At 67.4% G+C, this 26,695-nt stretch carries 24 protein-coding genes and 1 pseudogene; 12 read left to right on the top strand and 13 right to left on the bottom strand.

Annotated features, from left to right (window positions below):
- Positions 1 to 52 precede the first annotated feature (52 nt).
- Both KVT32_RS06580 and KVT32_RS06575 read right to left on the bottom strand, forming a co-directional pair.
- Positions 53 to 1,909, bottom strand: a complete 1,857-nt coding sequence (locus tag KVT32_RS06580) for a phosphoenolpyruvate carboxykinase (GTP) (RefSeq protein ID WP_056316142.1) — start codon at positions 1,907 to 1,909, stop codon at positions 53 to 55.
- Positions 1,910 to 2,050: 141 nt separating this feature from the next.
- Positions 2,051 to 3,697, bottom strand: coding sequence for an acyl-CoA synthetase (locus tag KVT32_RS06575; RefSeq protein ID WP_152384027.1), 1,647 nt, complete (start codon positions 3,695 to 3,697; stop codon positions 2,051 to 2,053).
- A gap of 151 nt (positions 3,698 to 3,848) precedes the next feature.
- Between KVT32_RS06575 and KVT32_RS06570 the strand changes: the two genes are divergently transcribed.
- Complete coding sequence (locus tag KVT32_RS06570) at positions 3,849 to 4,574, top strand: TetR/AcrR family transcriptional regulator (protein WP_056316137.1); 726 nt, start codon at positions 3,849 to 3,851, stop codon at positions 4,572 to 4,574.
- Here the strand turns inward: KVT32_RS06570 and KVT32_RS06565 are convergent.
- The gene (locus tag KVT32_RS06565) at positions 4,538 to 5,449 is read right to left on the bottom strand and encodes an SDR family oxidoreductase (RefSeq protein WP_217617859.1); all 912 of its coding nucleotides are present in this window, start codon (positions 5,447 to 5,449) and stop codon (positions 4,538 to 4,540) included. The genes KVT32_RS06570 and KVT32_RS06565 overlap by 37 nt on opposite strands.
- A 138-nt stretch (positions 5,450 to 5,587) precedes the next feature.
- Here KVT32_RS06565 and KVT32_RS06560 point away from each other — a divergent pair, with 138 nt between their 5' ends.
- The 5 genes from KVT32_RS06560 (at position 5,588) to KVT32_RS06540 (ending at position 10,572) form a co-directional block, all read left to right on the top strand.
- Positions 5,588 to 6,382, top strand: coding sequence for an enoyl-CoA hydratase/isomerase family protein (locus KVT32_RS06560; protein ID WP_217617858.1), 795 nt, complete (start codon positions 5,588 to 5,590; stop codon positions 6,380 to 6,382).
- A 75-nt stretch (positions 6,383 to 6,457) separates the two neighbouring features.
- Positions 6,458 to 7,735 (top strand): Zn-dependent hydrolase, encoded by a 1,278-nt coding sequence (locus KVT32_RS06555; protein WP_152384024.1) that lies wholly within the window; start codon positions 6,458 to 6,460, stop codon positions 7,733 to 7,735.
- Between the two features lie 13 nt (positions 7,736 to 7,748).
- Positions 7,749 to 8,084 (top strand): co-chaperone YbbN, encoded by a 336-nt coding sequence (locus tag KVT32_RS06550; protein WP_062841814.1) that lies wholly within the window; start codon positions 7,749 to 7,751, stop codon positions 8,082 to 8,084.
- 56 nt (positions 8,085 to 8,140) lie between these two features.
- Complete coding sequence (locus KVT32_RS06545; RefSeq protein WP_217617927.1) at positions 8,141 to 9,046, top strand: DMT family transporter; 906 nt, start codon at positions 8,141 to 8,143, stop codon at positions 9,044 to 9,046.
- Positions 9,047 to 9,201: 155 nt separating this feature from the next.
- The gene (locus KVT32_RS06540; RefSeq protein ID WP_217617857.1) at positions 9,202 to 10,572 is read left to right on the top strand and encodes a carotenoid oxygenase family protein; all 1,371 of its coding nucleotides are present in this window, start codon (positions 9,202 to 9,204) and stop codon (positions 10,570 to 10,572) included.
- Here the strand turns inward: KVT32_RS06540 and KVT32_RS06535 are convergent.
- Together KVT32_RS06535 and KVT32_RS06530 are read right to left on the bottom strand one after the other, a co-directional pair.
- Positions 10,557 to 11,441, bottom strand: coding sequence for a DMT family transporter (locus KVT32_RS06535; RefSeq protein ID WP_056316119.1), 885 nt, complete (start codon positions 11,439 to 11,441; stop codon positions 10,557 to 10,559). The genes KVT32_RS06540 and KVT32_RS06535 overlap by 16 nt on opposite strands.
- The gene (locus KVT32_RS06530) at positions 11,432 to 12,220 is read right to left on the bottom strand and encodes a GNAT family N-acetyltransferase (RefSeq protein WP_217617856.1); all 789 of its coding nucleotides are present in this window, start codon (positions 12,218 to 12,220) and stop codon (positions 11,432 to 11,434) included. Before KVT32_RS06530 ends, KVT32_RS06535 begins: the two co-directional genes overlap by 10 nt.
- A gap of 127 nt (positions 12,221 to 12,347) precedes the next feature.
- Here KVT32_RS06530 and KVT32_RS06525 point away from each other — a divergent pair, with 127 nt between their 5' ends.
- Complete coding sequence (locus KVT32_RS06525; RefSeq protein WP_217617855.1) at positions 12,348 to 13,853, top strand: PLP-dependent aminotransferase family protein; 1,506 nt, start codon at positions 12,348 to 12,350, stop codon at positions 13,851 to 13,853.
- Here the strand turns inward: KVT32_RS06525 and KVT32_RS06520 are convergent.
- Complete coding sequence (locus tag KVT32_RS06520; protein ID WP_056316115.1) at positions 13,850 to 14,146, bottom strand: hypothetical protein; 297 nt, start codon at positions 14,144 to 14,146, stop codon at positions 13,850 to 13,852. The genes KVT32_RS06525 and KVT32_RS06520 overlap by 4 nt on opposite strands.
- The gene (locus KVT32_RS06515; RefSeq protein ID WP_056569853.1) at positions 14,146 to 14,778 is read right to left on the bottom strand and encodes a LysE family translocator; all 633 of its coding nucleotides are present in this window, start codon (positions 14,776 to 14,778) and stop codon (positions 14,146 to 14,148) included. Before KVT32_RS06515 ends, KVT32_RS06520 begins: the two co-directional genes overlap by 1 nt.
- A 152-nt stretch (positions 14,779 to 14,930) precedes the next feature.
- Here KVT32_RS06515 and KVT32_RS06510 point away from each other — a divergent pair, with 152 nt between their 5' ends.
- Positions 14,931 to 15,764, top strand: coding sequence for a DUF72 domain-containing protein (locus KVT32_RS06510; protein ID WP_152384018.1), 834 nt, complete (start codon positions 14,931 to 14,933; stop codon positions 15,762 to 15,764).
- 19 nt (positions 15,765 to 15,783) lie between these two features.
- On the opposite strand, the gene gorA is transcribed toward KVT32_RS06510, so the two are convergent.
- Entirely contained in the window at positions 15,784 to 17,142 is a 1,359-nt protein-coding gene (gene gorA / locus KVT32_RS06505) for a glutathione-disulfide reductase (RefSeq protein ID WP_175156720.1), read from the bottom strand.
- Between the two features lie 181 nt (positions 17,143 to 17,323).
- Here gorA and KVT32_RS06500 point away from each other — a divergent pair, with 181 nt between their 5' ends.
- Positions 17,324 to 17,947 (top strand): LysE family translocator, encoded by a 624-nt coding sequence (locus tag KVT32_RS06500; protein WP_108696702.1) that lies wholly within the window; start codon positions 17,324 to 17,326, stop codon positions 17,945 to 17,947.
- 52 nt (positions 17,948 to 17,999) lie between these two features.
- Here the strand turns inward: KVT32_RS06500 and KVT32_RS06495 are convergent, their stop codons facing one another.
- The gene (locus KVT32_RS06495; RefSeq protein ID WP_142049457.1) at positions 18,000 to 18,326 is read right to left on the bottom strand and encodes a cytochrome c5 family protein; all 327 of its coding nucleotides are present in this window, start codon (positions 18,324 to 18,326) and stop codon (positions 18,000 to 18,002) included.
- 71 nt (positions 18,327 to 18,397) lie between these two features.
- Entirely contained in the window at positions 18,398 to 19,480 is a 1,083-nt protein-coding gene (nirK, locus tag KVT32_RS06490) for a copper-containing nitrite reductase (protein ID WP_062841822.1), read from the bottom strand.
- Between the two features lie 191 nt (positions 19,481 to 19,671).
- Here nirK and KVT32_RS06485 point away from each other — a divergent pair, with 191 nt between their 5' ends.
- Entirely contained in the window at positions 19,672 to 20,433 is a 762-nt protein-coding gene (locus KVT32_RS06485) for a Crp/Fnr family transcriptional regulator (RefSeq protein WP_217617854.1), read from the top strand.
- Here the strand turns inward: KVT32_RS06485 and KVT32_RS06480 are convergent.
- Together KVT32_RS06480 and KVT32_RS06475 are read right to left on the bottom strand one after the other, a co-directional pair.
- On the bottom strand, positions 20,430 to 21,275 hold the full coding sequence (locus KVT32_RS06480; RefSeq protein ID WP_193725273.1) for an SUMF1/EgtB/PvdO family nonheme iron enzyme: 846 nt from the start codon (positions 21,273 to 21,275) through the stop codon (positions 20,430 to 20,432). The two genes, KVT32_RS06485 and KVT32_RS06480, sit on opposite strands and share 4 nt — an antisense overlap.
- 111 nt (positions 21,276 to 21,386) lie before the next feature.
- Positions 21,387 to 23,672 carry a nitric-oxide reductase large subunit gene (locus tag KVT32_RS06475; protein WP_152384015.1) on the bottom strand — a complete coding sequence of 762 codons (2,286 nt, stop codon included), beginning with the start codon at positions 23,670 to 23,672 and terminating at the stop codon, positions 21,387 to 21,389.
- 212 nt (positions 23,673 to 23,884) lie between these two features.
- Here KVT32_RS06475 and KVT32_RS06470 point away from each other — a divergent pair.
- Positions 23,885 to 24,124 (top strand): annotated as a pseudogene (locus tag KVT32_RS06470) (aspartate racemase); the annotation flags it as partial.
- A gap of 33 nt (positions 24,125 to 24,157) precedes the next feature.
- Here the strand turns inward: KVT32_RS06470 and KVT32_RS06465 are convergent.
- Positions 24,158 to 24,868, bottom strand: coding sequence for a Crp/Fnr family transcriptional regulator (locus KVT32_RS06465; protein ID WP_056316086.1), 711 nt, complete (start codon positions 24,866 to 24,868; stop codon positions 24,158 to 24,160).
- Positions 24,869 to 25,028: 160 nt separating this feature from the next.
- Here KVT32_RS06465 and KVT32_RS06460 point away from each other — a divergent pair, with 160 nt between their 5' ends.
- Positions 25,029 to 26,684, top strand: a complete 1,656-nt coding sequence (locus tag KVT32_RS06460; protein ID WP_217617853.1) for an acyl-CoA synthetase — start codon at positions 25,029 to 25,031, stop codon at positions 26,682 to 26,684.
- Positions 26,685 to 26,695 lie beyond the last annotated feature (11 nt).

The following is a 26,695-nucleotide window of genomic DNA, read 5'->3' as shown; positions in this document are numbered from 1 at the left end:
ACCCGCCTGCGCAAAGCAAGCGGGTTTGTTCAGACCACAGGATCCAGCAGCCTCAGGCCGCCAGACGGCCTTCGATCTCGGTCTTGGTGGTGCGCAGTTCGTCGGGCAGGCCTTGCGACAGCTGGCCGAAGAGCTCGTGATGCAGCGCCAGTTCTTCGCGCCAGGCGTTTTCGTCCACCGACATGACTTGCTCGAACTTGTCCGGGCTGAATTCCAAGCCGGTCCAGTCGATGTCCTGGTAGCTGGGCGACACGCCGAACACCTGGTCCACGCCCTTGGATTGGCCGTCGATGCGGCCCAGCATCCAGCGCAGCACACGCATGTTGTCGCCAAAGCCCGGCCAGACGAACTTGCCGTCCGGACCCTTGCGGAACCAGTTCACGCAATAGATGCGCGGCAGGGTCGCGCCGGCGGCTTCGAGCTGCTTGCCCAGATTGAGCCAGTGGCCGAAGTAGTCGCTCATGTTGTAGCCGCAGAACGGCAGCATGGCGAACGGGTCGCGGCGCACCACGCCTTGCTGGCCGGCGGCCGCGGCGGTGGTCTCGGAGCCCATCGTGGCGGCCATGTAGACGCCTTCGACCCAGTTGCGCGCTTCGGTGACGAGCGGCACGGTGGTGGAGCGGCGTCCGCCGAAGATGAACGCGTCGATGACCACGCCCTTGGGGTTTTCCCACTCGGGGTCGATGGACGGGCACTGCGAGGCGGGCGCGGTGAAGCGCGCGTTCGGGTGCGCGGCCTTGCGGCCGGTTTCGCGCGCGATCTCGGGCGTCCAGTCCTTGCCCTGCCAGTCGACCAGGTGCGCCGGCGGCGTGTCGGTCATGCCTTCCCACCAGACGTCGCCGTCGTCGGTCAGCGCGACGTTGGTGAAGATGACGTTGGCCTTGAGCGTGGCCATGGCGTTGAAGTTGGTCTGCTCGCTGGTGCCCGGGGCTACGCCGAAGTAGCCGGCCTCGGGGTTGATGGCGTGCAGGCGGCCGTCCGGGCCGGGCTTGATCCAGGCGATGTCGTCGCCAATGGTGGTGACTTTCCAGCCGTCCATGCCTTGCGGCGGGATCAGCATGGCAAAGTTGGTCTTGCCGCAGGCCGACGGGAAGGCGGCAGCGACGTGGTACTTGCGGCCCTTGGGCGAGGTCACGCCCAGGATCAGCATGTGTTCGGCCAGCCAGCCCTGGTCGCGGCCCATCGTGGATGCGATGCGCAGCGCAAAGCACTTCTTGCCCAGCAGCGCGTTGCCGCCGTAGCCGGAGCCGTAGCTCCAGATTTCGCGGGTCTTGGGGAAGTGCACGATGTACTTGGTGGGGTTGCACGGCCAGGCCACGTCGGCCTCGCCCTCGGCCAGCGGCTTGCCGACCGAATGCAGGCAGGGCACGAAGTCGCCATCGGTGCCCAGCACGTCATACACCTGCTTGCCCATGCGCGTCATGATGCGCATGTTCACGGCCACGTACGGGCTGTCGGACAGTTCAACGCCGATGTGGGCGATGTCCGAACCCAGCGGGCCCATCGAGAACGGCACCACGTACAGCGTGCGGCCGCGCATGGCGCCGTCGAACAGGCCGTTCAGCGTGTCGCGCATTTCGGCCGGGTCGGCCCAGTTGTTGGTGGGGCCGGCGTCTTCGGCGCGGTCCGAGCAGATGAAGGTGCGGTCTTCAACCCGCGCCACGTCGGACGGGTCGGACCACGCGAGATAGGAATTGGGGCGCTTGGCGGGGTTGAGCCGGCGCATGGTGCCGGACTGGACCATCTGCTCGCACAAGCGGTCGTACTCTTCCTGCGAGCCATCGCACCACACGACGCGATCGGGCTTGGCCAGCGCGACGAAACTGGCAACCCAGTCGATCAGTCCGCGGTGCTTGACGTACGCGGGCACGTTCAAGGCTGCCAGTCCCCCGTCCAAAGGCTTATTCATTGGGGTTATCTCCATACTTTGGCTAAAGGTGATACGGCCCCAATTGAGTGGGGCCGTATCCAGTTTGCGCCATCATACTTGCAGCGCCGGGCAACCCGTCAACCCATCCACATGGAGGAGATTGTCACCGGGTGAGACGGCTCAGCCCGGGTAACCGGCGCGCAACTCCCGGCGGATAATCTTGCCCGTCGCGGTCGTCGGCAAACTGGTTACAAACCGGATCGTGCGCGGATATTCATGGGCGGCCAGCCGGGTGCGGACATGCGCCTGCAGTGCCTTGACCAGCGCCTCGTCGCCTTCGACCCCCTCTTTCAGCACCACATACGCCACCACGATTTCCGTGCGTTCGGCGTCCGGCATGCCCACCACCGCCGCCATGCGCACGGCGGGATGCCCGAGCAGGCAGTCTTCGATGGGGCCCGGACCAATCCGGTAGCCGGCGCTGGTGATGACGTCGTCGTTGCGGCCCACGAACCGGATGAAACCTTGCGCGTCGCGCACGCCGATATCGCCGGTCAGAAGATAATCGCCGGCAAATTTTTCCGCCGTCGCCGCCGGGTTGTTCCAGTACCCCAGGAACATGACCGGATCCGGGCGCATTACGCCGATGTTGCCCTCTTGTCCATCGGCCAACTCGGCCCCGGCGTCATCCACAATAGCGACCCGGTGACCGGGCGCGGCGCGGCCGATGGCGCCCAGGCAAGGGTCGAACAGCGACGAGCACGAGGACACGATCATGTTGCATTCGGTCTGGCCGTAGAACTCGTTGATGGTCACGCCCAGCACCCGACGGCCCCAGTCGATGAGTTCCGCGCCCAGCGATTCGCCGCCGCTGGCCACCGAGCGCAGCGTGCGCGGCCCGGCGTCCCCGGGCCATTCGCAGCCGCGCATCATCTTCAGCGCGGTGGGCGGCAAAAAGGTGTGCGTGACGCCGTGGCGTGCCATGAGCTCCAGCGCCGAGGCGCCGTCGAATTTCTCGAACCGACGCGCCAGCACGGGCACACCGTGGTGCCAGGACGGCAACAACACATCCAGCAGCCCGCCGATCCATGCCCAGTCGGCCGGCGTCCACATCAGGACGGCGTTTTCCGGAAAGAATTCATGCGACATCTCGACGCCGGGCAGATGGCCCAGCAGCACACGGTGCGCATGCAGCGCGCCCTTGGGCTTGCCGGTGGTGCCCGAGGTGTAGATGATGACGGCCGGATCGTCGGCCGCCGTCGCCACGGGGTCGAACGCGTCAGCCTCCAGCGCCAGGCTTTGCTGAAACGGCAGCGCATTGACCGCGGCCGCCGGGCCTTCCATACCCCCCGCCTCGCCGTCGATGCAATAGATCACTTTCAGATCCGGCAGGCTGTCGCGGATCTCGAGCAGCTTGCGGCAGCCTTCGGCGTCCGTAATGAGCGCCGATGCCCCGCTGTTGGCCAGCCGGTACTGGATGGCGTCCACCCCGAACAGCGTGAAAAGCGGCACCGCCACCGCGCCCATCTTGTAGACGGCGACATGGGCGATGGCGGTTTCAGGCGCCTGCGGCAGGTAGATGGCCACGCGGTCGCCACGGTGGATGCCGTAGCGCGCCAGGCTGTTGGCCAGCTGGTTCGACTGCGACTTGATCTGGTCGAACGTGTAGCGCGTCTGCGCCCCATCGCTCTTTTCAAAGATCAGCGCCAGCCGGCCGCTGCCGTCCGCCCACTTGTCGCACACGTCGACGCCGATGTTGTAGGCCGCGGGCACCTGCCACTGGAACGTGGACAGGACTTGCGCGTAGGAATCTGCTCTATGCAGCATGGTTGTCTCTTGATGATTATGGTTGTTGCCATGAAGGAGCCGCGGTGGCGGGTTGCATCCCGCCTTGCCACGGCGTTGACCCTCGCTCAATAATAGGCGCTCGCGCGGACGGCCAGGCAGGCCGCCCGCCCCTTTTTCGCCTTTTGCCTGCATGGAAAATAGCCCAGCCGTCCCGATGCGCCGCCCGCCGGCCAGCGCCAAGTCCGAGCAACGCATCCGCGACATCCTGCGGGTCGCGCGCCAGGTGTTCTCCGAAGCGGGCTTCCAGGCGGCCACCACCACCGAGATCGCGCAGCGCCTGGGGGTTTCGGAAGCCACCGTCTTTACCTACTTCGGCGGCAAGCGCGAACTCTGCGTGCGGGTGATCAGCGACTGGTACGACGAAATCATCGCGCGGGTGGAAGACCATCTTCCGCATATCCATGGCACGCGGGCCCAACTGCATTACCTGGTCCATACGCACCTGCGCCATTTGCTGGCCGAGGGTCCCGGCCTGTGCGCGTTCATCCTGTCCGAAGGGCGCGCGCGCAACGACGACTTTGGCGAGATCTACGCCGGCCTGCAACGCCGCTACACCGCGCCCCTGATGCGCATCCTGGCCCAAGGCCAGGCCGATGGCGACATCCGCCAGGACATGCCGCTGCGGCTGCTGCGCTCGGCGGTCTACGGGCCGATGGAACACGTGCTGTGGGACGCGATGCTGCGCGGCACGGGCGTGGATGTGGCGGCCACCGCCGACCACCTGGTGGGCTTTTTGTGGCAGGCCTTGCAGCCGCCGCGCCAGGATGCGCTGGCGCTGGCGCAGTTCCGGGGCGAAGTCCAGAATGCGCTGCATCGCCTTCAATCTTCGGAAAACAGCGACGGCGGCACGTACTGAGGAAAGCCGTTGTAGGCCAGGCCGCGCTCGGCCGGCTGCAGGTTCCAGGAATGGCGCGCGTTGGGCACGCCGCCATCGACGCGGATGACGCTGCCATTGATGAACGCCGCCGCGGGCGACAACAGGAAAACCACCGCCGCGGCCAGCTCGGCCTCGGTGCCGAAACGCTGCAGCGGGACCTTGGTCTTCAGTTCGCGCAGCACGCCGCGGTAATGTTCGTCGTAGCTGTCCATGCCGCTGGAAGCGATCCAGCCCGGCGCCACCGCGTTCACGCGCACGCCGGCATGCGCCCACTCGCAGGCAGCGGTTTCGGTCAGGTTCCACACGCCCGCGCGCGCCGCGCCGGAATGCCCCATCCCCGGCATGCCTCCCCAGATGTCGGCCAGCATGTTGACGATGGCGCCGCCGTGCTGGCGCATGTGCTGGGTATAGACCTCGCGCGACACCAGAAACGTCCCGTGCAGGTTGTTCTGCACCACGGCATTCCAGCCGTTCAAGCTGATCCGGTCCAGCGGCGCGGGAAACTGCCCGCCCGCGCAATTGAATACGCCGTCCAGCCCGCCGTGCGCGGCCAGCGCATCGGCCACGGCGCCGCGAACGCCGGCCTCGTCGCGGATGTCGCACGCATGCTGGCTGATGCGGCCGGCGGCTTCGGGGTAGATGCCGGCGATTTCCTCGGCCACGGCGCGCAGCTTGTCGGGGTTGCGTCCCACCAGCGCCAGACGGGCCCCCAGCGCCGCCAGCTCATGCGCGGTGCATCGGCCCAGGCCGCTGCCGCCGCCGGTCACCATGACGGTCTTGCCGTCGAACAATCCCGGCCGGAATACCGATGCGTAACGCTGACCGGCGGTCGCGCTGTCCTGATGCTGGCTCATGTCTGTCTCCGAATTTTTTGTTGAGGATAACTCAATATATCCAAACGAAGTATCGCGAAATCACGCTTTTACCCATAGAATCAGCCAGGAAAATGGCCACGCCGATTGAGCCATCATCAATAACACTGGAGACCGCGCATGACGCCGAACGCACCGCTGGACCTGGCCCTCGACGGCCCAATCGCCCGCCTGACGCTGAACCGGCCGGACATGCGCAACGCGTTCGACGAGACGCTGATCGCCGCGCTGACGGCAGCGGTCAAGACGGCCGTGGACGACGCCCAGGTCCGGGTCCTGCTGTTGACGGGTGCGGGCACGGCGTTCTGCGCCGGCGGCGACCTGAACTGGATGCGCAAAATGGGCACGCTGACCGACGCGGACAACCGCCAGGACGCCACGCGGCTGGCGGACATGCTGCACGCGGTCTGGACCTGCCCCAAGCCCATCGTTGCCTGCGTCAACGGCGACGCCTACGCGGGCGGCATGGGGCTGGTGGCCGCCTGCGACATCGCGGTGGCGGCGGACAGCGCGCACTTCTGCCTGTCCGAAACCCGGCTGGGCCTGCTGCCCGCCACCATCAGCCCCTATGTGATCCGAGCCATGGGCGAACGCGCGGCCAACCGGTACTTCCTGACCGCGGAACGTTTTGACGCCGCCACCGCGTTGCGGCTGGGGCTCGTGCACGAGGTGGTTCCCGCCGCGCTGGCGCTCGCGGCTGCCGAAGCGCTGTGCCGCACCTTGTGCGCCAACGGGCCGGGCGCCGTGCAGGCCAGCAAGCGGCTGGTGCGGGACTTCGCAGGCCAGCCGCTGGATGCAACCCTGATTGCCGACTCGGTCGAACGCATCGCGGCCATCCGCAGCACCGAGGAAGCGCGCGAAGGCGTGACCGCCTTCCTGGAAAAGCGCGAGCCAGCCTGGCGCCGAACGACGTAGGCGGCGGCCCGGCGCGCCGCGGCATGGACGCCATGGCATTGATGCCATAATCCAGGGCGATCTTCTGGAAGTCTCATGCCGCAAGCCACACCGCCCGCCTTTCCTCCCCTGAACGCCGAACGCCTCTGGGCGCGCGTCGACACCCTGTCCAAATTCACCCTGCCCGACGTGCCCTGGACGCGCCGCGCCTTTTCGCCGCTGTTCGATGACGCGCGAGCCTGGCTGCGCAGCGAGTTCGAAGCCGCGGGGCTGGCCACGCGCCTGGACGCGGGCGGCAACCTGGTCGGCACGCGCGCCGGGCGCGACGCCGCGCGCAAGCCGATCGCCACCGGCTCGCACTGCGACACCGTCATGAGCGGCGGCCGCTTCGACGGCATCATCGGCGTGCTGGCAGGCATCGAGGTCGCGCACACGATGCAGGAACACGGCATCACCCTCGACCATCCCTTCGAGGTCATCGACTTCCTGTCCGAGGAACCCAGCGACTACGGCATTTCCTGCGTGGGCAGCCGCGCGCTGTGCGGCCAGCTCAGCGCCGACATGCTGGCCGCGCGCAATCCGCAGGGCGAGACGCTGGCGCAGGGCATCGCCCGCATCGGTGGCGATCCGGCGGCGCTGAATGCGCCGCTGCGCCGCGCGGGCGAAACCGCTGCCTTCGTCGAACTGCACATCGAACAGGGCCCCGTGCTCGAGAGCCGCAACCTGCCGATCGGCGTGGTCACCAACATCGTCGGCATCCGACGCGTGCAGATCGTGGTCGAGGGCCAACCCGATCACGCGGGCACCACGCCCATGGATATCCGGCGCGACGCGCTGGTGGGCGCGGCCCGCATCATCGACGCCGCCCACCGCCAGGCCAGCGCCGCCAGCGGCAATCCGCACTACGTCGTCGCCACGGTGGGCCGGCTGGCCATGACGCCCAATGCGGCCAATGCGGTGCCCGGCCGGGTCGAGATGACGCTGGAAATGCGCAGCGACAGCAACGCCGTGCTCGATGCCTTTCCGGAAACCCTGATGGCCGGCGTGGCGGACGACCTGAAGGCGCTGCGCCTGACCGCCGGTTTCACGCAGCTCAGCCGCGCGCAGCCCACGGACTGTTCGCCCCTGGTGATGGACGCTGTCAAGGCTGCCGCCGACCAATTGGGCTACGCGTCGATGCGCCTGCCCAGCGGCGCCGGCCACGACGCCGTCTACATGGCGCCCACGGGCCCCATCGGCATGATCTTCATCCCCTGCCTGAACGGCCGCAGCCACTGCCCTGAAGAATGGATCGAACCGGCGCAACTGCTGGACGGCACCCGCGTGCTGTATCAGTCGGTGCTGGAACTGGATCGCGTGCTGCGCGGCGCTTGAGAGTCCTCACACCATGGAACAGATAACCCTCAACGACAGCACCGCCGACCGCTATCTGCTGGACGCGCCCGGCCTGTCGCTCATCGTCTTTCACAGCCGCACCTGCGGCACCTGCCGCGTGGCGCGCGAGCAGCTTCCGGCCGTTGAACTGCCGGTCGAGCGCATCTGCTGGATCGATGCCGGCGACAACCGCGGGCTGGTCGAGCGCTACGAGGTCTTCCATCTGCCGGCCATGTTCGTCGCCCGCGACGGCGCCTTCTACGGACCGGTGCAATCCACGCTGGCCGAATGGGACCTGCGCCAGCAGATCGGGCTGGCGCTGGACAGCTACCCCGCCGAACTGCCGTGAGCGTCGCCGCCGCAAGGCCGCAACGCCTTCCCCTGGACACGCTGGCCACCAGCGCCATGCTGGCGCTGTGCGTGTGCTGGGGCTTTCAGCAGATTGCCATCAAGCTGGTGGCCGATGACATCGCCCCCATCATGCAGATCGGGCTGCGCTCGACGTTCGCGGCCCTGGTACTGGCGGTGGTGGTGTGGCGTTCAGAGCGCGGGCGCGCGTTCACCGACGGCACCATCCTGCCCGGCCTGATCGTGGGGTTGCTGTTCGCGGGCGAATTCCTGTTCGTCGCGCAGGGTCTGGTCTACACCACGGCCTCGCACATGGCGGTGTTTCTATACACCGCGCCCATCTTCGCGGCGCTCGGCTTGCACTGGCTGCTGCCCGAAGAGCGCCTCAAACCGCTGCAATGGGCAGGCGTGGCGCTGGCCTTCTGCGGCATCGCGGTCGCGTTCCTGGTCAAGGGCGGCGAACCCGCCGTCCACGAGGGCGCCCGCAACATGCTGCTGGGCGACGCGATGGGGCTGGCGGCCGGGTTGCTGTGGGGCGCCACCACGGTCGCGATCCGCAAGACGGCGCTGTCCGAGGCCGCCCCCGCCAAGACGCTGTTCTATCAGATGGCCGTGGCCGCGGTGGGGCTGCTGGCCTTCGCCGTGGCGACCGGCCACCACGGCATCCGCTACACCCAGGCCGCCGTGCTGAGCGTCGCCTTCCAGTCGGTGGTGGTGGCGCTGTCCAGTTATCTGGTCTGGTTCTGGCTGCTGCGCCGGTATCTCGCCTCGCGCCTGTCCATTCTGTCCTTCATGACACCCCTCTTTGGCGTGAGCTTTGGCGTGCTGATCCTGGATGAGCCGCTGGATGCGGGATTCGTGATCGGCGCGGTGATGGTGCTGGCCGGGATCACGCTGGTCAGCGGCGCGGAAATGGTGCGGGAACGGCTGCGCAGGCGGCGCGGCGGCGCGTCTCGTGGTTGAACTGGCCATCATGGTTGACTCGGCCATCTTGGGTTGAACTGGCCATCATGGTTAACTCGGCTTTCACCCTGCGGTCCGGGCGGATATAACGGACGTTTGCCGCCCCGGACGCTTGCCGCCCCCCTCCCGGCGCGGGGCCACGGCCTGGAGTCCCCATGCAACCCTGGCACAGCGACAACCCCGCCCTGACCCGTGCGTTCGCACCGGTCTTTGACGAACGCGACGACGCGAACCTGCCCATTGAAGGCGACCTGCCCGCCGGCCTGTCCGGCGTCTTCATGCGCAACGGCCCCAACCCGCAATTCGAACCGGGACCAAGCTACGCCTATCCTTCCGACGGCACGGGCATGATCCACGCGCTCTACCTGGAAAGCGGCCGCGCGCGTTACCGCAACCGCTGGGTGCTGACCGCCGAACTTCAGGAAGAACGGGACGCGGGCCACCGCATTTACAACCCGACGTTCGGCCCGCCCCCGCAAGCCAACCTGGCCAACACCAACGTGCTGCGTCACGCCGGGCGGATCCACGCGCTCTACGAAGGCGGATGCCCCTACGAAGTGAACGACGCGCTGGGCACGCTGGGTCCCAATACGTTCCACGGCAAGCTCGCGGGCGCGTTCTCGGCGCATCCCAAGGTCGATCCGCTGACCGGGGAAATGCTGGCGATCAACTACGACCTCATGGCCGGCACGCTGCAATACATGCGGCTGGACGCCACCGGCCGGGTGGACCGCCAGGTGTCCTTCTCGTCCCCCTGGCCGGCGCTGGTCCACGACATCGGCCTGACCGCCACCCACGTGGTCGCGTTCGTCTGCCCGCTGGTGTTCGACTTCAGCCGCGGACCCGCGGCGCCGGCCTGGGAGCCTCAACGCGGCACGCACGTGCTGCTCGTGCCGCGGGACTGCAACGACGCGGCGCAGATCCGGTGGATCGAAGCGGATCCCTTCTTCAACTGGCACGTCGCCAATGCCTGCGTGGACGGCAACGTGATCGAGGCGGTGCTCCCCTGGCACGACGGCTACGGACCCAGCTCGCGCAAGCGGCTCGAAATGCACCGGCTGCGCATCGATCTGGACAGCGGACGCGTGGACGATCAGATGCTGGACGATCAGCCCTGCGAGTTCGGCCGGGTCAACGATGCGTGGCTCGGGCGGCGCGCCCGCTTCTGCTATGCCGGCCTGCGCGACCCGCGTCCGGGTGAAACGCCGCAGCCCGGCGCCTTCGAAGCCTTTGCCCGCTACGACCTGCAGACGGGTGAAAAGTCCGTGTTCCGGCTGCCCGCCGGGCAGACCGCGTGCGAACCGGTGTTTGCGGCCGACCCGGCCGGCGCGGGCGAAGCGGACGGCTACATCCTGAGCTTCGTGCATGCGGAAAACGACACCGGGGGCCGGTTCATCGTGCTGGACGCCCGCGACCTGGCCGCCGGTCCTGTCGCGCAGGTTCGACTGCCGCGCCGCGTGCCCGCTGGGCTGCACGGCACGTGGATGCCGTCGCCGCCCGAGGGTGCCGGTCAGGCGCGCCGCTGACCCAGGTTCAGGACGATCAGCCCCGCCCCGGCCATGACGAAGGCGAAGCCCCACCAGTCCGCCGGGGCCGGCCGGTCGCCCACCAGCGCCATCGCGCCCAGCACGCCCACGACCGGCACCATCAGCGTGGTCAGCGCGGCGACGGTGGCGCTGACGCGTTCGCTCAGCACGAACCACAGCCAGTACGCCACCGCGGTGCCCAGGATGATGTGAAACGAGAGCGCCCCCGCGACGCTGGCGGTCCAGCCGCGCGTGGGGAAGGACTCGCCGGCGATCAGCGCGCCGGCCAATGCGCAGCTGGCGCCGACGACGAGCTGCCACGCGGTGATGACGATGCGGTCACCCGCGACGGGCCAGCGCTTGAGATACACGGTGCCGGCCGCCCACCCGAACGCCGCCACCAGCGGAAACACCAGCCCCTTGGCGGCGGCTACATCGTTGCCAGCGAACACCGCCTGCAGCACCGGCCAGGCCAGCACCGCCACCCCGCAAGCGCCCAACAGCAGCGCCAGCCCCCGACGGCGATCCAGGCGTTCCCCCAGCACCAGCCACGCAAGCAGCGCCGACATCATCGGCATCGTGAAGGTCAGCACCGCCGCGCGCGACGTGCTGGTGCTGAGCTGCGCCCACGCCACGGCCAGGTTGAAGACGGCCACGGCCAGGACGCCGCCCACCACGATCCCGGGCCACGCGCTGCGCGGCGGCAACAGCGGCAAGCGTTTGGCGCCCGCCAGCAGCAATAGCAGCAACGCGCCGCTGCCCAGGCCGAGCACGCGCAAGGTGAACGGCGGGAAGATGGACAGAATGATCTTCACCGCCGGCCAGTTCAGCCCCCAGAAAAGGGCCAGTGCCACCGGAATCAGGCGCACGCAGCCGGGTCTCCTGCGCCGTTGCCCCGCCGATTGCTGGCCACATCGTTGCCCGCGCCGGCGGCCGCTTCGGCCGCGATCAACGCCGCCAGGCCCTGGCGTTGCTTGCCCTCGGCGTCGAAGTTGTCCGGGCTGAGCCAGCGCTCGTAGGCCGCGCGCCGCGCGGGCCATTCGCTGTCGATGATCGAGAACCACGCCGTGTCGCGGCTACGGCCCTTGTAGACGGTGGCCTGCCGGAAGATACCTTCAAAGGTGAAGCCCAGTCGCAGCGCGGCGGCGCGCGACGGCGCGTTCAGGCTGTCGCACTTCCATTCATAGCGGCGGTAGCCCAGCTCGTCGAAGGCGCGGCGCATCAGCAGGAACTGCGCTTCGGTGGCGATGCGGGTGCGCTTGAGCTGGCGCGAATAGGACACGAAGCCGACCTCGATGACGCCGTTGGGCGCGTCGATGCGCATCAGCGCCAGCGTGCCGACGGCGCGGCCCGTGGCCAGGTCGATGATGGCGTGATGCATGGGGTCCGGACTGGACTGCGCGGCGTCGGCGAACGTCCGGTAGGCGGCCTCGTCCGCGAAGGGGCCGGCGCCCATGTAGGTCCAGTCGCTGTCGTCGGGCGCCCGGCTGAAGGCCTGGTACAAGTCTGCCGCGTGGCGCTCGGCCGACAGCGGCTCCAGACGGCAATAGCGGCCGACGGCGGGCGCGAGCGGCGGACGCGGACGCGTCGTCCAGCCGGGCAGCGCCGGGCCGATGGGTTGCTGGAAATCGTTGGTGCGCGGTTGCATGCGGGCGGTGCCTCGGCGATCGGTTCAGGGCGCGCCGCCGACGGTGGCGGGCGCAACACCCAGGGCCTCACGATATCGGAACCGTGGCATCATAAAAAGCGCCACGAACCAGGAATTTAATAGGGCCATGACCGACTCTGCCTTGCGCGACGCCGCCCATGCTTCACTCCTGTACAGTCCGCTTGCGCGCGGCCCGGGTTCGCTGCCGCGCCAGCGCCAGCTCATCCAGCGGCTCAAGCAGGCCATCCTGGCGGGCCAGCTTCCGGCAGGCGGCAAGCTGCCGTCGTCCCGCGCACTGTCCGAGGACCTGGCCATCTCGCGCAACACGGTGCTGATCGCCTACGAGCAACTGACGGCCGAGGGCTACGTGATCGCCGACCGCCAGGGCACGCGCGTGGCGCCGCTGTCGGCCGCGGCCCGCCACGCCGCCCGCCAGGCCGTGCCCAGCCCCACACAGGCCCCGGCGACCGCCCGCCGCCTGGCCCGCATCGTCTCCACACGCCATGCCGCGGACGCCACGCTGCCGATGACGCCCGGCACGCCCGCGCTGACCCAATTCCCGCTGAATGCCTGGCGCCGCGCGCAGGACCGCGCGCTGCAGGCCGCCCCGGCCGCCGCGCTGGGCTATGGCGATCCGGCCGGCGAGCCCGCGCTGCGCGAGGCCATCGCCCAATACCTGCGCGTATCGCGCGGCGTGCATTGCGACGCTTCGCGCATCGTCATCACGGAAGGCGCGCAGGGCGGGCTGGCGCTGTGCGTGCAACTGCTGACCAATCCCGGCGACACGGCCTGGCTGGAAGACCCGGGGTATCGCGGCGCCAAGGCCGCCTTTCATGCGGGCGACCTGAATGTCGTGGCCATGCGCGTGGATGCCGACGGCATCGTCATCCCCGAAAGCGCCTGGGCGCGCCAGCCGCCCCGCCTGATCCAGACGACCCCGTCGCATCAGTACCCCACCGGCGCGGTGCTGTCGCTGACGCGCCGGCTCGACCTGCTGGAACGCGCGCGGCGCGCGCACGCGTGGATCATCGAAGACGACTACGACAGCGAATTCCGCCATCAGGGCGAACCGATCGCCGCCATGCAGGGCCTGCTGCCGGACGCCCCGGTGCTGTACGTGGGCACATTCAGCAAGACCATGTTCCCCGCCCTGCGGCTGGGCTTTCTGGTGCTGCCCGAGGCCATCGCGCGCGAGGCCATGCCGTCCATCGTCGAAATGCAGCGCGGCGGCCACCGGCTGGAGCAGCTCACCATGGCGGCCTTCATCGAAAACGGCCAGTTCTCGCGCCACCTGGGCCGCATGCGGCGGCTGTACCGCGAACGCCAGTCGGCGCTGCGCGAAGCGCTGGCGCAGCATCTGGGGATCGAACACGAGGTGCTGGGCGGACACTGCGGATTGCATCTGACCGTGCGGCTGCCGTCCGAATATGCGGATACGGCCATCGTGGCCGAAGCGCGCAAGCTGGGCATGAATCCCGGCGCGCTGTCTTCGTTCGCGCTCACGCCGCGCCCCGAGGACAATGGTCTGGTGATCGGCTATGGCAACACCGGCGCGGAACGCTTTCCAGCGATGGTGCGGCGGTTGCGAGAGGTTGCCCAAGCGATGGCAAAGGCGGTGCCGCGGGCCCGCTAGTCCACCAGCCCACCGAGCACCAGCAGCGTCATGAACAGCCAGAAAAGGAACCCCAGAATCGAGCGCCGCAGCAGCGCCTTGACCGCGCCCCACAGGAACATGAGGCCCAGCGCCAGCAGCACCAGATTGAAGATCGACGGGCTCATGCCCATCGCGCCGGCCAGGCCGGCGTAGAAGTCCGCCAGCGCGCCGCCCAGGCCGCCCAAGAGCCATTTGATTCCTGCAACGATGGCGCGCAGGCCCTCGCCGAGCATGCCGCCCAGCGTCGCGAAAAATCCGTCCTGGGCCGGCATCAGCGTCGCGTATCCACGAGCATGCGCACCGCCAGGCCGGCCAGCACCGTGCCCATCAGCCAGCGCTGCACCACCATCCACAGCGGGCGGCCCGCCAGGAAACCGGCAATGGAACCCGCCATGATCGCGATCAGCGCGTTCACGGACAGGCTGATCACGACCTGCGTCATGCCCAGCGCCAGCGACTGGGTGAAGACGCTGCCGTGATCGGGCTGAATGAATTGCGGTAGCAGCGACACGTACATGACCGCGATCTTGGGATTGAGCAAATTGGTCAGGAGACCCATCGTGAACAATTGCCGCGGGCTGCTTTTGGGCAGGTCATGCACCTGAAACGGTGACCGGCCGCCCGGGCGGATCGCCTGCCACGCCATGTAGAGCAGGTAGAGCGCCCCGCCGATGCGCAGCGCGTCGTAGGCGTAGGGCACGGCCATCAGCAAGGCGGTGATGCCGAACGCCGCACAGGCGACGTAGAAGATGAACCCGACCGCCACGCCGCCCAGCGAAATCAGGCCAGCCTGCGGCCCTTGCGAGATGGAGCGGGACACCAGGTAGATCATGTTGGGGCCGGGTGTGAGCACCATGCCCAGCGCTACCAGGGCGAAAGTCAGCAGATGTGTCAGGTCGGGCATGGGAAGCCGGCGTGCGCCGGACAAAAGTCGGATCGTGAATGCACACCTTAGCCGAAAACTGTACCGGAACAGCGGAATTTTCCGATGGGGTTGGCGGCTAGTCGCGCCGGCGATACAGTGGACCGCTCGACCCCTTTCGTGGAGCGCAGTCCATGCCGAAACGTCATCCGTCCCCGGCGGGCCGGGCCGCCGCGATCCGCGTTGGCATCGGCGGCTGGACCTTCGAGCCGTGGCGCGGCGGCGTCTTCTATCCCGACGACCTGCCGCACGCGCGCGAACTGGAATACGCCAGCCGGCAGGTCACGGCCATCGAGATCAACGGCACCTACTACGGCACGCAAAAGCCTGCCACGTTTGCCAAGTGGCGCGACGAAACGCCCGAGGATTTTGTGTTCTCGCTCAAGGCGTCGCGCTATTGCACCAACCGGCGCGAGCTGGCGGGCGCGGGGGACTCGATCGATCGCTTCATTAAAAGCGGCATCGCCGAACTGGGCGCGAAGCTCGGCCCCATCGTGTGGCAGTTTGCCCCGACCAAGCAGTTCGATCCAAAGGACTTCGGGGCCTTCCTGGAATTGCTGCCGGACAAGGTGGACGGACTGCCCTTGCGGCATGCGCTGGACGTGCGTCATGCCAGCTTTGCCTGCGAGGAATATCTGGACCTGGCGCGCCGCCATCGCGCAGCGACCGTCTACACCGACAGCGACGAGTTTCCCGCCATTGCCGACCGGACGGGCGACTTTGTCTACGCGCGGCTGATGCGCGCCAGCCCCCGATACAAGGCCGGATATGCGCCCAAGGCGCTGGACGCCTGGGCAGAGCGCCTGCAGGCCTGGTCGCGCGGCGACCATCCGGACGACCTGCCGCACATCGGTGCGCCGGCCAAGCCTCCCAAGGCTGCCAAGGTTCAGGACGTCTTTGCGTACTTCATCAATGGGGCAAAAGAACGCGCGCCGGCGGCGGCGCGCGTCATGATCGAACGCCTGTAGCGTCAGGCGTTCGCGCGTCTTACTGCGCGACAGGCGTGCGCATCGTGACGAACTCTTCGGCCGCCGTGGGATGGATGCCGATGGTGTCGTCGAAGACGGCCTTGGTTGCGCCCGCCTTCAGCGCCACGGCAAGCCCCTGCACGATCTCGCCGGCCTCCGGGCCCACCATGTGCACGCCCAGCACGCGATCGGTCTGCGCGTCGACGATCACCTTCATCAGCGTGCGTTCCTGCGACTCGGTCAGCGTCAGCTTCATGGGCCGGAAGCGGCTTTCGAAAAGCCGCAGCTCGTACCCGGCGTCGCGCGCCTCTTCGGTGGTCAGGCCCACGGTGCCGATATTCGGCAGGCTGAACACGGCGGTGGGGATCAGCTTGTAGTCGACCTTGCGATACTCCTGCGGGCGGAACAGCCGGCGCGCAACGGCCATGCCTTCGGCCAGCGCCACCGGGGTAAGCGGCACGCGGCCGATCACGTCGCCGATGGCCAGGATGGAAGGTTCCGCGGTGCGATATTCGTCATCCACGTCAATGAAGCCGTCCTCGCGCAGCTTCACGCCGGTGTTCTCCAGCCCCAGGTTGTCCAGCATCGGACGGCGGCCCGTGGCGTAGAACACGCAATCGGTCTCGATGACGGCGCCGTCCTTGCAGGTGGCGGCCAGCGAGCCGTCCGCGCGCTTGTCGATGCGGGCGACCTCGGTGTTCATGCGCAGGTCGATGCCCTTCTTGACCAGTTCGTCGCGCAGGTGCTCGCGCACGCCCAGGTCAAAGCCGCGCAGGAACAGCGGACCGCGGTAGGACTGGATGGTCTGCGCGCCCATGCCATTGAAGATGGACGCGAATTCCACGGCGATGTAGCCGCCGCCCACGACCAGCACGCGGCGCGGCAGGTCTTTCAGGAAGAAGGCCTCGTTGGACGTGATGGCGTGTTCCTTGCCCGGAATGTCGGGCACCAGCGGCCAGCCGCCGGTCGCGACCAGGATGTGCGCGGCGCTGTAGGTCTTGCCGTTGATGTCGACCGTGTTCGGGTCGACGATGCGCGCGTGGCCTTCGAGCAGCGACACGCCGCTGTTGACCAGCAGATTGCGGTAGATGCCGTTCAGGCGTTCGATCTCGCGGTTCTTGTTGGCGATCAGCGTGGGCCAGTCGAACTTCGGCGCGTCCGCGGTCCAGCCAAAGCCATGCGCCTGTTCGAAGTCTTCGCTGTAGTGCGCGCCGTAGACCAGCAGCTTCTTGGGCACGCAGCCCACGTTCACACACGTGCCGCCCAGGTAGCGGCTTTCGGCCACGGCCACGCGCGCGCCGAAGCTGGCCGAAAAACGGGCTGCGCGCACGCCGCCCGAGCCCGCGCCGATCACAAACAGGTCAAAGTCAAATGCCATGGAGTTTCCTTCGCGCGGCCTGGCGGCCGGCGTTCACTGTCCGGGAAAGCTGTATTTAACACCACCGCGTCGCGGACTGCCGGGTCTTGGATGCCCGCCGCCCTGGTTCTCAGGCCGCCCGGTTGGGATACATTGGCCGCAGCCGGCCCCACGCGCCGGTCCCTCTTGCGGAGTTCCTTCCATGTCTCTCGAAACCTGGCTGGCCTTCCTGGGCGCCTCGGCCCTGCTTGTCATGCTGCCCGGCCCCACCATCCTGACCGTGATCAGCTATTCGCTTACCCACGGCAAGCGCGCCCGCCTGCCGCTGGTGCTGGCCGTGGCGCTGGGCGATTCGACCGCCCTGGTGCTGTCGCTGCTGGGCCTGGGCGCGCTGCTGGCCGCGTCCGCCTTCTGGTTCACGGTGGTCAAGACCGTCGGCGGCCTGTATCTGCTGTATCTGGGTTACCGGCTGCTGCGCGCCGGCGTGTCGCCGGCCACGCTGCCCGCCGCCAAGCCGGTGGGTTCGCGCTGGAAGCTCTTTGCCAACACGTATCTGGTGACCGCGCTGAACCCCAAGGGCATGATCTTCTTCGTGGCCTTCCTGCCGCAGTTCATCGATCCGGCGGGCGATGTGACGCGGCAGTTGTGGATGCTGTCGGCCACCTTTGTGGCCTGCGCGGGCATCAATGCCGCGGCCTACGCCATCTTTGCGGGCTCGGCCCGGCGGATGCTGGTGTCGCCGCGCGCGCAGCGCGGCTTCAACCTGGGCGGCGGCGCGCTGATGTCGGCCGCCGGCGTGTGGGCGTTGCTGGCCCGCCGCGTTTAGCAGGGCGGGCGGCCAGCCGCTTGTAGCGGCGCGCGCCGCCAGCCATTGAGCGCTACTTCGCTGCCGCCATCATGTATTCCACGGCGGCGCGCAGCGTGGCCTCGTCTGCCGCCGAGCCGCCGCGCGGCGGCATGGCGCCCTTGCCTTTCAGCACGGTGACCATCAGCGCATCGGTGCCTTGCGCCAGAAACGGCGTCCAGGCTTGTTTGTCGCCCAGCTTGGGGGCATTGGCCACGCCGCTGGCATGACACACCACACAGGCAGATTTATAGAGCTTTTCTCCGGCGGGATTGACGGCGGCAAGCGTGTCGGCCGCGGCATGCTGCACGGGCAGTCCCGTCAGCGCAAGGGCAAAGGCGATTCGAGCAATAAGAGGCATGGCAGCAATTCCAGGCGTGGGGTTGATGGCAAACCGGCAGGACGCGCGGCGCGCGCCCTGCCGTCTGGGCATTACTGCGGGATGGGGCCCGGCGCCTTGATCTGCTTCATCAGGTCGTCGTTCCACTTGCCCTCGACCTTGATGTGCCCGGCCGCGCCCAGTTCAAAGGCTTCGATCAGGTTGTGGTTCAGGTAGGCATACACGCCCGGCTGCTTGAACGTGTACAGCGCCGCGCCAGCCGAACCGCCGCGGATGAACCAGGTTTCCAGGTCCTTTTCGGGCGGATTGTTGAACTTGCCGGTTTCCCAGACCCAGTCGCCGTGGCCGCCGATCAGGTGGGGCCGCGTGTCGCGATTGGCTTGCGAATGGATCAGCAGCACGGTTTCGCCGACCTTGGCGGTAAGCGCGTTGTCGCCGGTCAGGGCGCCAACCTTGCCGTTGAAGACGATGTGCGACGGAGTCAGCTTGCGCATGACTTCCACGGTGTCGCCATAGCTTTCAGCGAGGGTCGCGTAGTCTTTGTACTTGCCGTTGGCGTCCTTGGGGATGTACAGGTCGAACTCGCCGATGGTGTAGACGCGGTCGTACTTGAGCGGCTTGCCTTGCGGGTCCTTCAGGCCTTCGCGCGGCAACACCATGATCGTGCCGCTCATGCCGGACACCACATGCCACGGCACCATGCCTTCCGGCGCGCAGTGATAGACGAAGGTGCCGGCGCGGTCGGCCTTGAAACGCATGGTGGCTTGTTCGCCGGGGTTCACGTTGGTCAGCTTGGCGCCGCCCAAGGCGCCCGTGGCGGCGTGGAAGTCGACGTTATGCGGCATCGCATTGGACTTGGGATTGACCAGGGTCAATTCCACGTAATCGCCCTCGTGCACGACCATCGTGGGGCCGGGCATGGATCCGTTGAATGTCATGGCCTGCAGCGTGGTGCCCTTGCTGTCGATGACCATCTTCTTTTCTTCGATGGTCATGGTGAATTCGACAACCTTGGGTCCCGACTTGGCCACCTGCTCATGCGGGTGAACCAACGGCGGGGCGACCAGCGTGACCTTGGCGCGCGGCAGCGTGTCTGCGTTCTGGGCGGAAGCCAGGCCACCCGCCATTGAGAACATCAGGGCGGCGGCAAGCAAGGTGGGGCGCAACGCGTTCATGTGCTACTCCTCTTTCGGTTTCTTCAAAGCCGAGTCTGTCGGCACCTCCATTGAAGAACCGCGAGCGATCGCGTTCTTTGCTGTAGCGCAAATTCGGGATAACCCTGCGGCCGCCCGCAAGTTGTCATGGTGCCCCTCAGGTGTCACCATCGATCCGTGGAAAATCCCTCCACGTCCACACGCGGACCGCCATGCCATCGCCTTTATGCCATGCCCTGCTGCGCAACCTGGATCTGTTCAGGCCCTTGTCCGACGCGCAGCTAGACACCGCGCTCAACGACGCCGTTCCCTGCCGCCTTGAAGCCGGCGAAGCCGCTTACCGGCAAGGCGCCGAAGGCGCCCATTTCTTCGTGTTGCTGCACGGCTGCCTCAAGGTCACCCAAATTACATCGGAAGGCGATCAAGTTGTCGTGAGATATGTCAATCCGGGCGATATGTTTGGCCTGGCTTGCGCGATGCGGCAGTCCTGTTACCCGGCCAGCGTATTGGCCGTGCAGGAAAGCGTGTGCCTGGCGTGGCCGGCGTCGGCCTGGGAAGGCTTCATGGGCAGCCATCCGCAATTGGGCGCGATTGCGCTGCAGACCATGGGACAGCGGCTGCAGGATGCTCACCTGCGCATCCAGGAACTGTCCACCGACGAAGTCGAACAGCGCGTGGCGCGCGCCATCCTGCGGCTGGTGCAGCAATCCGGGCAGCCCATGCACGACGGCATCGGCATCAGCTTTCCGATCACGCGGCAGGACGTCGCCGAAATGACCGGCACCACGCTGCACACCGTCAGCCGGCTGCTCAGCGACTGGAAGCAGCGCGGCATCGTCAGCAGCGGCCGCAAGCGCATCGTGCTTCGCTCGCCCGCCGCCCTGGCCAGCCTGTCGCAGAACGCGCAGCCGGCCATGGACTGCGCGTCGTGCCTGTCTTGCCGCAACGGGTCACCGGCAGCAACAAACCTCTAGCCCTCTTCCAGCACCAGCCGCATTCCCAGGTTCGCGGGCGGCACGCCGACCGAACACGCGCCGTTCTTGGGATCGCGGATGAAATCAGGCAGGTACGCAATATGCCGTCCGGCCGCGACGCGTATGCCGCAATTGCGGCTCAGGTCCGCGTCTTCGGGAGCGTCCGGCGCCGCGTCCAGCACGCGGCGCGAGTGGCAATCGGACGTCCAGTCCCACACGCTGCCCGCCATGTCCTTCAGGCCGGCCGCGTTGGCGCCATACTGGCCAAACGGCCGCACGTCGATGTCGGCGCCCTGCTTGCCGCGGCGGATTTCCTGTTCGTATTCCGCCAGCCAGCGCTGCGCGGGGTCGTTGGGCGCCTGGCCGTTGTCTTGCAAGGCGGCAGGCGGCGCTTCTTCGCGATAGGCCTCGCCGGCGGCGTAGATCCATTCGGCATAGCGCGGCAAGCGATAGCGCTGGCCGGTCGAACCCGATAGCCACGCGGCGTAGGCCGTCGCGTCGGACCAGCTGATGCCCGTGGCGGGCAGATCGGCAGACGCGTCCTTGCGGTGCGCCGCGTCCAGCGGTTTGCAGGCGCCGGCGGCCACGCACGCCGCGTATTCGGCCTGGCTGACCTGCCGCGTCATGATGGCGACGCCGCGCGGGTGGCGGGTGGTGACCGGTGCGGGGGTGACGGGATAGCCATTGCGCAGCGCCTCGCCGGGGGGCTGATGCGTGACCTCTCCGGGCGGCAGCCGCGTAAGGTCAGGCAACGCAAAGCGGGCCCGGTCTGCGGGCCCGCAAGCGATCAACAACACTGTCATGGCGCCGGCAATGGTTGCGGCAATGGGCAGGAAGCGCATGCGGAGTTTCTCCGAAGCGCCTGCGCCAGGCCGGCGCAGGCTTTGCTTCCATTGGACCGGGAGGTCCCCTTCGCAACGTTGCGCTGGCGCAAAGTCGCGAAGGTACGCAGGTCAGCCGCGTGCCGCCTTGGGCGTCAGGCGCGGTTCGACCAGCGCGGGCTTGCTGCTGAGAAGGCCCAGGATCACTTGCATGACCATGGCCAGCGCGCCCAGCAGGAACACGACGTCGCCGAACGTGCGGCCCCAGCGCAGGGTCTTGAGCAGGTCCTGCTGCATGAAGGCTTCGCTGCGGGCGTACCACATGCCTTCGCTGACGCTGGCATGGAACTGGATCAGGCCCACGGGCAACAGGCTGGTGAAGATCATCAGGGCCAGACCGATGTTCATGCCCCAGAACGCCAGCTTCATCAGACCCGGGTTCAACGCGTACTGCGGGCGGATGTAGCGCAGGACCAGCAGCGTGAAGCCAAGCGCCAGGAAACCGTACACCCCGAACAGCGCGGCGTGCGCGTGCACCGGCGTGGTGTTCAGACCCTGGATGTAGTACAGCGAGATGGGCGGGTTGATCATGAAGCCGAAGACGCCGGCGCCCAGCATGTTCCAGAAGGCCACGGCCACGAAGCACATCAGCGGCCACTTCAGGTTGTCCATCCAGGCGGCGCGGGTCTTCAGGCGCCAGTTTTCCCAGGCTTCATAGCCCAGCACGATCAGCGGCACCACTTCCAGCGCCGAGAAGCTGGCGCCCACCGCCATCACAGGCGTGGTGGTGCCCGCGAAATACAGGTGGTGGAACGTGCCGGGAATGCCACCCAGCATGAACAGCGAGGCCGAAGCCAGGCTGGCCGTCGTCGCCATGCGGCGCGACACGAGACCCAGCGTGGAGAAGATGAACGCGAGCGCCGTGGTGGCGAACACTTCGAAGAAGCCTTCGACCCACAGGTGGACGATCCACCAGCGCCAGTACTCCATGACGGTCAGGTGCGTGCGTTCGCCGTAGAAAAAGCCCGCGCCGTAGAAGAGACCAATGGCGCCGACCGATGCCGTCAAGAGCGCCAGCAGGTTCTTGTCGCCGCCCGGCGTGCGCAGCGCGGGCACGATGCCGCGCAGCATCAGCACCAGCCAGAAGCAGATGCCCGCAAACTTGCCGATCTGCCACAGGCGGCCCAGGTCGACGTATTCATAGCCTTGATGGCCCAGCCAGAAGTTCAGCTCGGGCGGCATGATCTGTGCAATGGCCAGGTAGTTGCCGGTAAACGAGCCGACCACGACCAGCACCAGCGCCCAGAACAGGATGTCCACGCCGACCTTCTGGAACTTGGGATCGCGACCGCCGTTGATCAGCGGCGCCAGGAACAGGCCGGCGGCCAGGAACCCGGTTGCGATCCAGAACAGGGCGCTCTGGATGTGCCAGGTGCGCACCAGCGAATACGGGAACCACTGAGAGACGTCGATGCCATAGAACTTCTGTCCTTCAACGGTGTAGTGCGCGGTGAACCCGCCCAGCAGCACCTGGAATCCGAACAGCGCCACGACCAGGAACAGGTACTTGCCCAGCGCGCGCTGCGAGGGCGTCAGGGCGAAGGTGGTCAGCGGATCGCGGGCGGGCGGTTGCGGTTCGTCTTCTTCCTGGCCGCGCAGGAACGCCCACGCCCAGACCAGGAAGCCGATGCCTGCCAGCAGCACGACGACGCTGATGATGGACCACATGACGTTTTCAGCGCTGGGCTGGTTGCCGATCAGCGGTTCATGCGGCCAGTTGTTGGTGTACGTGACCGGCTTGCCTTCGCGTTCGGTTGCCGCGGCCCAGGCCGTCCAGAAGAAAAAGTGCGTCAGCTGCTGGCGGCGCGTGGCGTCCGGCAGGGTGTTTTCCTTCATGGCGAAGCTCTCGCGGCTGCCTTGCAGGGCCGGCGCATCGGAGAACAACTGGTCGTAATAGGCCGCCGTCTGCTCGATGGCCTTGGCGCGGCGCGGCGTGATGGTCAGCGTGTCGGTCGCGGCGTCGCTGCGATTGGCGCGGTACTCGGCCTTGAGCGTTTCGCGCAGCGCGGCCTGCTGCGGTTTGGACAGGTCGGCGTAGGCCTGGCCGTGCTCGTCGCGCGCGGCCAGGTCCAGCCAGGCCATCAGCTCGCGGTGCAGCCAGTCGGCCGTCCAGTCGGGCGCCTGGTAGGCGCCGTGGCCCCAGATCGAACCGAGCTGCATGCCGCCCACGGACTGCCAGGCGGTCTGCCCATCCAGGATGTCTTCGCGCCCGAACAGCGCACGGCCGTCGGACGTCACCACATGACCGGGAATCGGCGGCGCCTGGCGGTAGACCTCGCCGCCGTAAAACCCGAGCAGTGCAAATGTGATCGCCACCACGGCGATCAACGTGAACCATAATTTCCGATACGGACCCATGATGGGAACGCCCTCCTGTGTTGCGGTTGGTTGGGTACGTGTCCTCATGCGAAATCCGTGCCAGAAAAAAACCACGCAAAATCAACAGGTTGAATTCTTTGTGGTGTTTTTTACTATCGCGATTGCGGGTATAAACAACCCCTGCATGGTGAATTTGACCCTGATCCGCCCGCCATCTGGTCCATTGGACCCTTACAGAAGGAATCGCCTGGATGAACGCCACGCCGCTGCACATTGGCATCGTCGCCTGCTCCGCCGAAGGCGCCGCGCTTTGCTACCGCACCCTGTGCGCCGAAGGCGCGCGGCGCATGGGCCCGCATGCGCATCCCGAGATCTCGCTGCACACGCATTCGCTGGCGGACTACGTCGCCTGCCTGGATGCCCGCGACCTGGATGGCGTGGCCGCCCTGATGCTTTCGTCGGCCAGCAAGCTGGCGCGCGCCGCGCTGGACCATGCGCTGGGCGGCCTGGCCGCCTGACGGCGGTCAGATCTGATCCAGACCGTACTGGCGCAAGCGCGACAGGTCCAGCACCTTGATCTGGTTGTAGGCGAGCGCCAGGATGCCCTGGTCGGCCAGCGTCTGCAGCGCCTGGTTGACCCGCTGGCGCGACAGCCCCGTCAGGTAACCCAGTTCTTCCTGCGAAATCGCCAGCGTCAGGTCGGTGGACGGATACAGCTGCGGATTGAACAGCTGCGCCAGCGATTGCGCCACGCGCGCGTCGGCATCCAGCAAACGGTGGTTCTGGATGGACGCGATGAACTCGCCCATGCGGTCATTCAACTGGCCGATGACAAAGTGCGAAAACGGCAGGCTGGCCGACAGCAGCGCGTGGAAGGTCGCGGTGGGCACCATCATCACCAGCGACGGCTGGATGGCCACGACATCGTATTTGCGCAGCTCGCGCTTGATGACGCTGCCCTCGCCGAACCAGCCGCCCGGCGGCACGCCCGAGAACGTGCAACTGCGGCCGGATTCGTTATAGATGGCCAGCTTGAGCAGCCCTTGGCTGACGCCCAGCCAGTAGTCCGACGGCGCGTTGCGCCGCGCAATCCACGCGCCGCTGGCCACGTGTTCCGCGCGCGAGGTCGCCAGCACCAGCGCCTGGTGCCGCGCATCCAGCGCCCCGAACCACGTACAGGCGCGAAACAGCGCAGGCAGTTCGTCGGCGGAAACTGTGTTTGAAACATCGGACATGGGAAGAACCGTGTAAAACTTGAGGAATGCGCAACCGGCCGGGGGTCTGTCATGCAGGCGACAGACGCCATTTTCCAGCCGGCCATAAGCTAGGGCAAGCGACGGGGATCAACACCCCGCGGACTTGATAAGGGGTCAACCCGCCCCATTGGAGACAAGCATGACCGGCATGTTCGATCACGGCCTTGAACGCCGCGAGGCCAACTACGAAGCCCTGACCCCCGTGGATTTCATTGCCCGGGCGGCGCAAGTCTATGGCCAGCGGCTGGCCATCGTCCACGGCAAGGTCCGCCGGACCTGGGCGCAAACCTACGCACGCGCCCAGCGCCTGGCCGGCGCTCTGGCCCAGGCCGGCATCCAGCGCGGCGAAACGGTCGCCGTCATGCTGCCCAACATTCCCGCCATGGTCGAGGCGCACTTCGGCGTGCCCATGCTGGGCGCCGTGCTGAACACGCTGAACACCCGCCTGGACGCGCCCAGCGTGCTGTTCATGCTGGGCCACGGCGAAGCCCGGGCGCTGATCGTCGACACCGAATACGCCGACGTCGCCCAGCGCGCCCGCGCCGAATTCCCGCACCTGAAGATCATTTCGGTGCACGACCTGGAAAGCGCTCCCGCCACGCTGCCGGGCGCCACCGACTACGAGGACTTCCTGGCGGCCGCGCCCGCCACCTACGACTGGAAACCGCCCGCCGACGAATGGGACGCCATCGCGCTGAACTACACGTCCGGCACCACGGGCGATCCGAAAGGCGTGGTCTACCACTACCGCGGCGCCTACCTGAACGCGGTCAGCAACATCCTCGAATGGGACATGCCCAAGCATCCCGTCTACCTGTGGACGCTGCCGCTCTTTCATTGCAATGGCTGGTGCTTCGCCTGGACCATCGCGGCGCGCGCGGGCGTGAACGTCTGCCTGCGCAAGTTCGACCCGAAGACGGTGTTCGACCTGATCCGCGACGAAGGCGTCACGCACTACTGCGGCGCGCCCATCGTGCAGAGCGCGCTGGCCAACGCCCCGGCCGAGCTGCGCGCCGGCATCACCCACACCGTGCGCACCATGGTGGCGGGCGCCGCGCCCGCGCCGGCCGTGATCGACAAGATGCGCGAGATCGGCTTTGAGCTCACCCACGTGTACGGCCTGACCGAAGTCTATGGACCCGCCGCGGTCTGCGCCCACCAGGACGCGTGGGACGCGCTGGACCCCGAGCGCCGCGCGTTGCTGACCGCCCGCCAGGGCGTTCGCTATCACCTGCAGGCCGGCGTCTCGGTGCGCGACCCCGACACCATGCAGGAGGTGCCGGCCGACGAACAGACCATCGGCGAAGTCATGTTCCGCGGCAACATCTGCATGAAGGGCTACCTGAAGAACGCCCGCGCGACCGAGGATGCCTTTGCCGGCGGCTGGTTCCACACCGGCGACCTGGGCGTCATGACGGCCGACGGCTATGTCCGCATCAAGGACCGCAGCAAGGACATCATCATCTCGGGCGGCGAGAACATCTCCAGCATCGAGGTCGAGGACGCGCTCTACCGGCATCCCGCCGTGGCGGCCGTGGCCGTCGTGGCGATGCCGGATCCCAAATGGGGCGAGACGCCCTGCGCCTTCGTCGAGCTCAAGCCCGGCTGCACCGCCACCGCCGAGGAAATCATCGCGCACTGCAAGCTGCTGTTGTCGGGCTTCAAGGTGCCGCGCGCGGTGCGCTTCGGAGAACTGCCCAAGACCTCCACCGGCAAGATCCAGAAATTCGAGCTGCGCGCCGCCGTCGGCGCCACGTCCGCCATCGACGTGGCCGACCCCGGCAAGCCGGCCTGATCCGCTAATTC

The sequence above is a fragment of the Achromobacter sp. GbtcB20 genome (assembly GCF_019091095.1).
GTDB classification, from domain to species: Bacteria; Pseudomonadota; Gammaproteobacteria; order Burkholderiales; family Burkholderiaceae_B; genus Achromobacter; species Achromobacter mucicolens.
This window is presented reverse-complemented; position numbering and strand designations above follow the sequence as displayed.

Bases quoted from the DNA above. Each gene is read 5' to 3' on its own strand.
- KVT32_RS06580 (WP_056316142.1), bottom strand. From the start codon at position 1,909: ATGAATAAGCCTTTGGACGGGGGACTGGCAGCCTTGAACGTGCCCGCG.
- KVT32_RS06575 (WP_152384027.1), bottom strand. From the start codon at position 3,697: ATGCTGCATAGAGCAGATTCCTACGCGCAAGTCCTGTCCACGTTCCAG.
- KVT32_RS06570 (WP_056316137.1), top strand. From the start codon at position 3,849: ATGGAAAATAGCCCAGCCGTCCCGATGCGCCGCCCGCCGGCCAGCGCC.
- KVT32_RS06565 (WP_217617859.1), bottom strand. From the start codon at position 5,449: ATGAGCCAGCATCAGGACAGCGCGACCGCCGGTCAGCGTTACGCATCG.
- KVT32_RS06560 (WP_217617858.1), top strand. From the start codon at position 5,588: ATGACGCCGAACGCACCGCTGGACCTGGCCCTCGACGGCCCAATCGCC.
- KVT32_RS06555 (WP_152384024.1), top strand. From the start codon at position 6,458: ATGCCGCAAGCCACACCGCCCGCCTTTCCTCCCCTGAACGCCGAACGC.
- KVT32_RS06550 (WP_062841814.1), top strand. From the start codon at position 7,749: ATGGAACAGATAACCCTCAACGACAGCACCGCCGACCGCTATCTGCTG.
- KVT32_RS06545 (WP_217617927.1), top strand. From the start codon at position 8,141: ATGCTGGCGCTGTGCGTGTGCTGGGGCTTTCAGCAGATTGCCATCAAG.
- KVT32_RS06540 (WP_217617857.1), top strand. From the start codon at position 9,202: ATGCAACCCTGGCACAGCGACAACCCCGCCCTGACCCGTGCGTTCGCA.
- KVT32_RS06530 (WP_217617856.1), bottom strand. From the start codon at position 12,220: ATGCAACCGCGCACCAACGATTTCCAGCAACCCATCGGCCCGGCGCTG.
- KVT32_RS06525 (WP_217617855.1), top strand. From the start codon at position 12,348: ATGACCGACTCTGCCTTGCGCGACGCCGCCCATGCTTCACTCCTGTAC.
- KVT32_RS06520 (WP_056316115.1), bottom strand. From the start codon at position 14,146: ATGCCGGCCCAGGACGGATTTTTCGCGACGCTGGGCGGCATGCTCGGC.
- KVT32_RS06515 (WP_056569853.1), bottom strand. From the start codon at position 14,778: ATGCCCGACCTGACACATCTGCTGACTTTCGCCCTGGTAGCGCTGGGC.
- KVT32_RS06510 (WP_152384018.1), top strand. From the start codon at position 14,931: ATGCCGAAACGTCATCCGTCCCCGGCGGGCCGGGCCGCCGCGATCCGC.
- gorA (WP_175156720.1), bottom strand. From the start codon at position 17,142: ATGGCATTTGACTTTGACCTGTTTGTGATCGGCGCGGGCTCGGGCGGC.
- KVT32_RS06500 (WP_108696702.1), top strand. From the start codon at position 17,324: ATGTCTCTCGAAACCTGGCTGGCCTTCCTGGGCGCCTCGGCCCTGCTT.
- KVT32_RS06495 (WP_142049457.1), bottom strand. From the start codon at position 18,326: ATGCCTCTTATTGCTCGAATCGCCTTTGCCCTTGCGCTGACGGGACTG.
- nirK (WP_062841822.1), bottom strand. From the start codon at position 19,480: ATGAACGCGTTGCGCCCCACCTTGCTTGCCGCCGCCCTGATGTTCTCA.
- KVT32_RS06485 (WP_217617854.1), top strand. From the start codon at position 19,672: ATGCCATCGCCTTTATGCCATGCCCTGCTGCGCAACCTGGATCTGTTC.
- KVT32_RS06480 (WP_193725273.1), bottom strand. From the start codon at position 21,275: ATGCGCTTCCTGCCCATTGCCGCAACCATTGCCGGCGCCATGACAGTG.
- KVT32_RS06475 (WP_152384015.1), bottom strand. From the start codon at position 23,672: ATGGGTCCGTATCGGAAATTATGGTTCACGTTGATCGCCGTGGTGGCG.
- KVT32_RS06465 (WP_056316086.1), bottom strand. From the start codon at position 24,868: ATGTCCGATGTTTCAAACACAGTTTCCGCCGACGAACTGCCTGCGCTG.
- KVT32_RS06460 (WP_217617853.1), top strand. From the start codon at position 25,029: ATGACCGGCATGTTCGATCACGGCCTTGAACGCCGCGAGGCCAACTAC.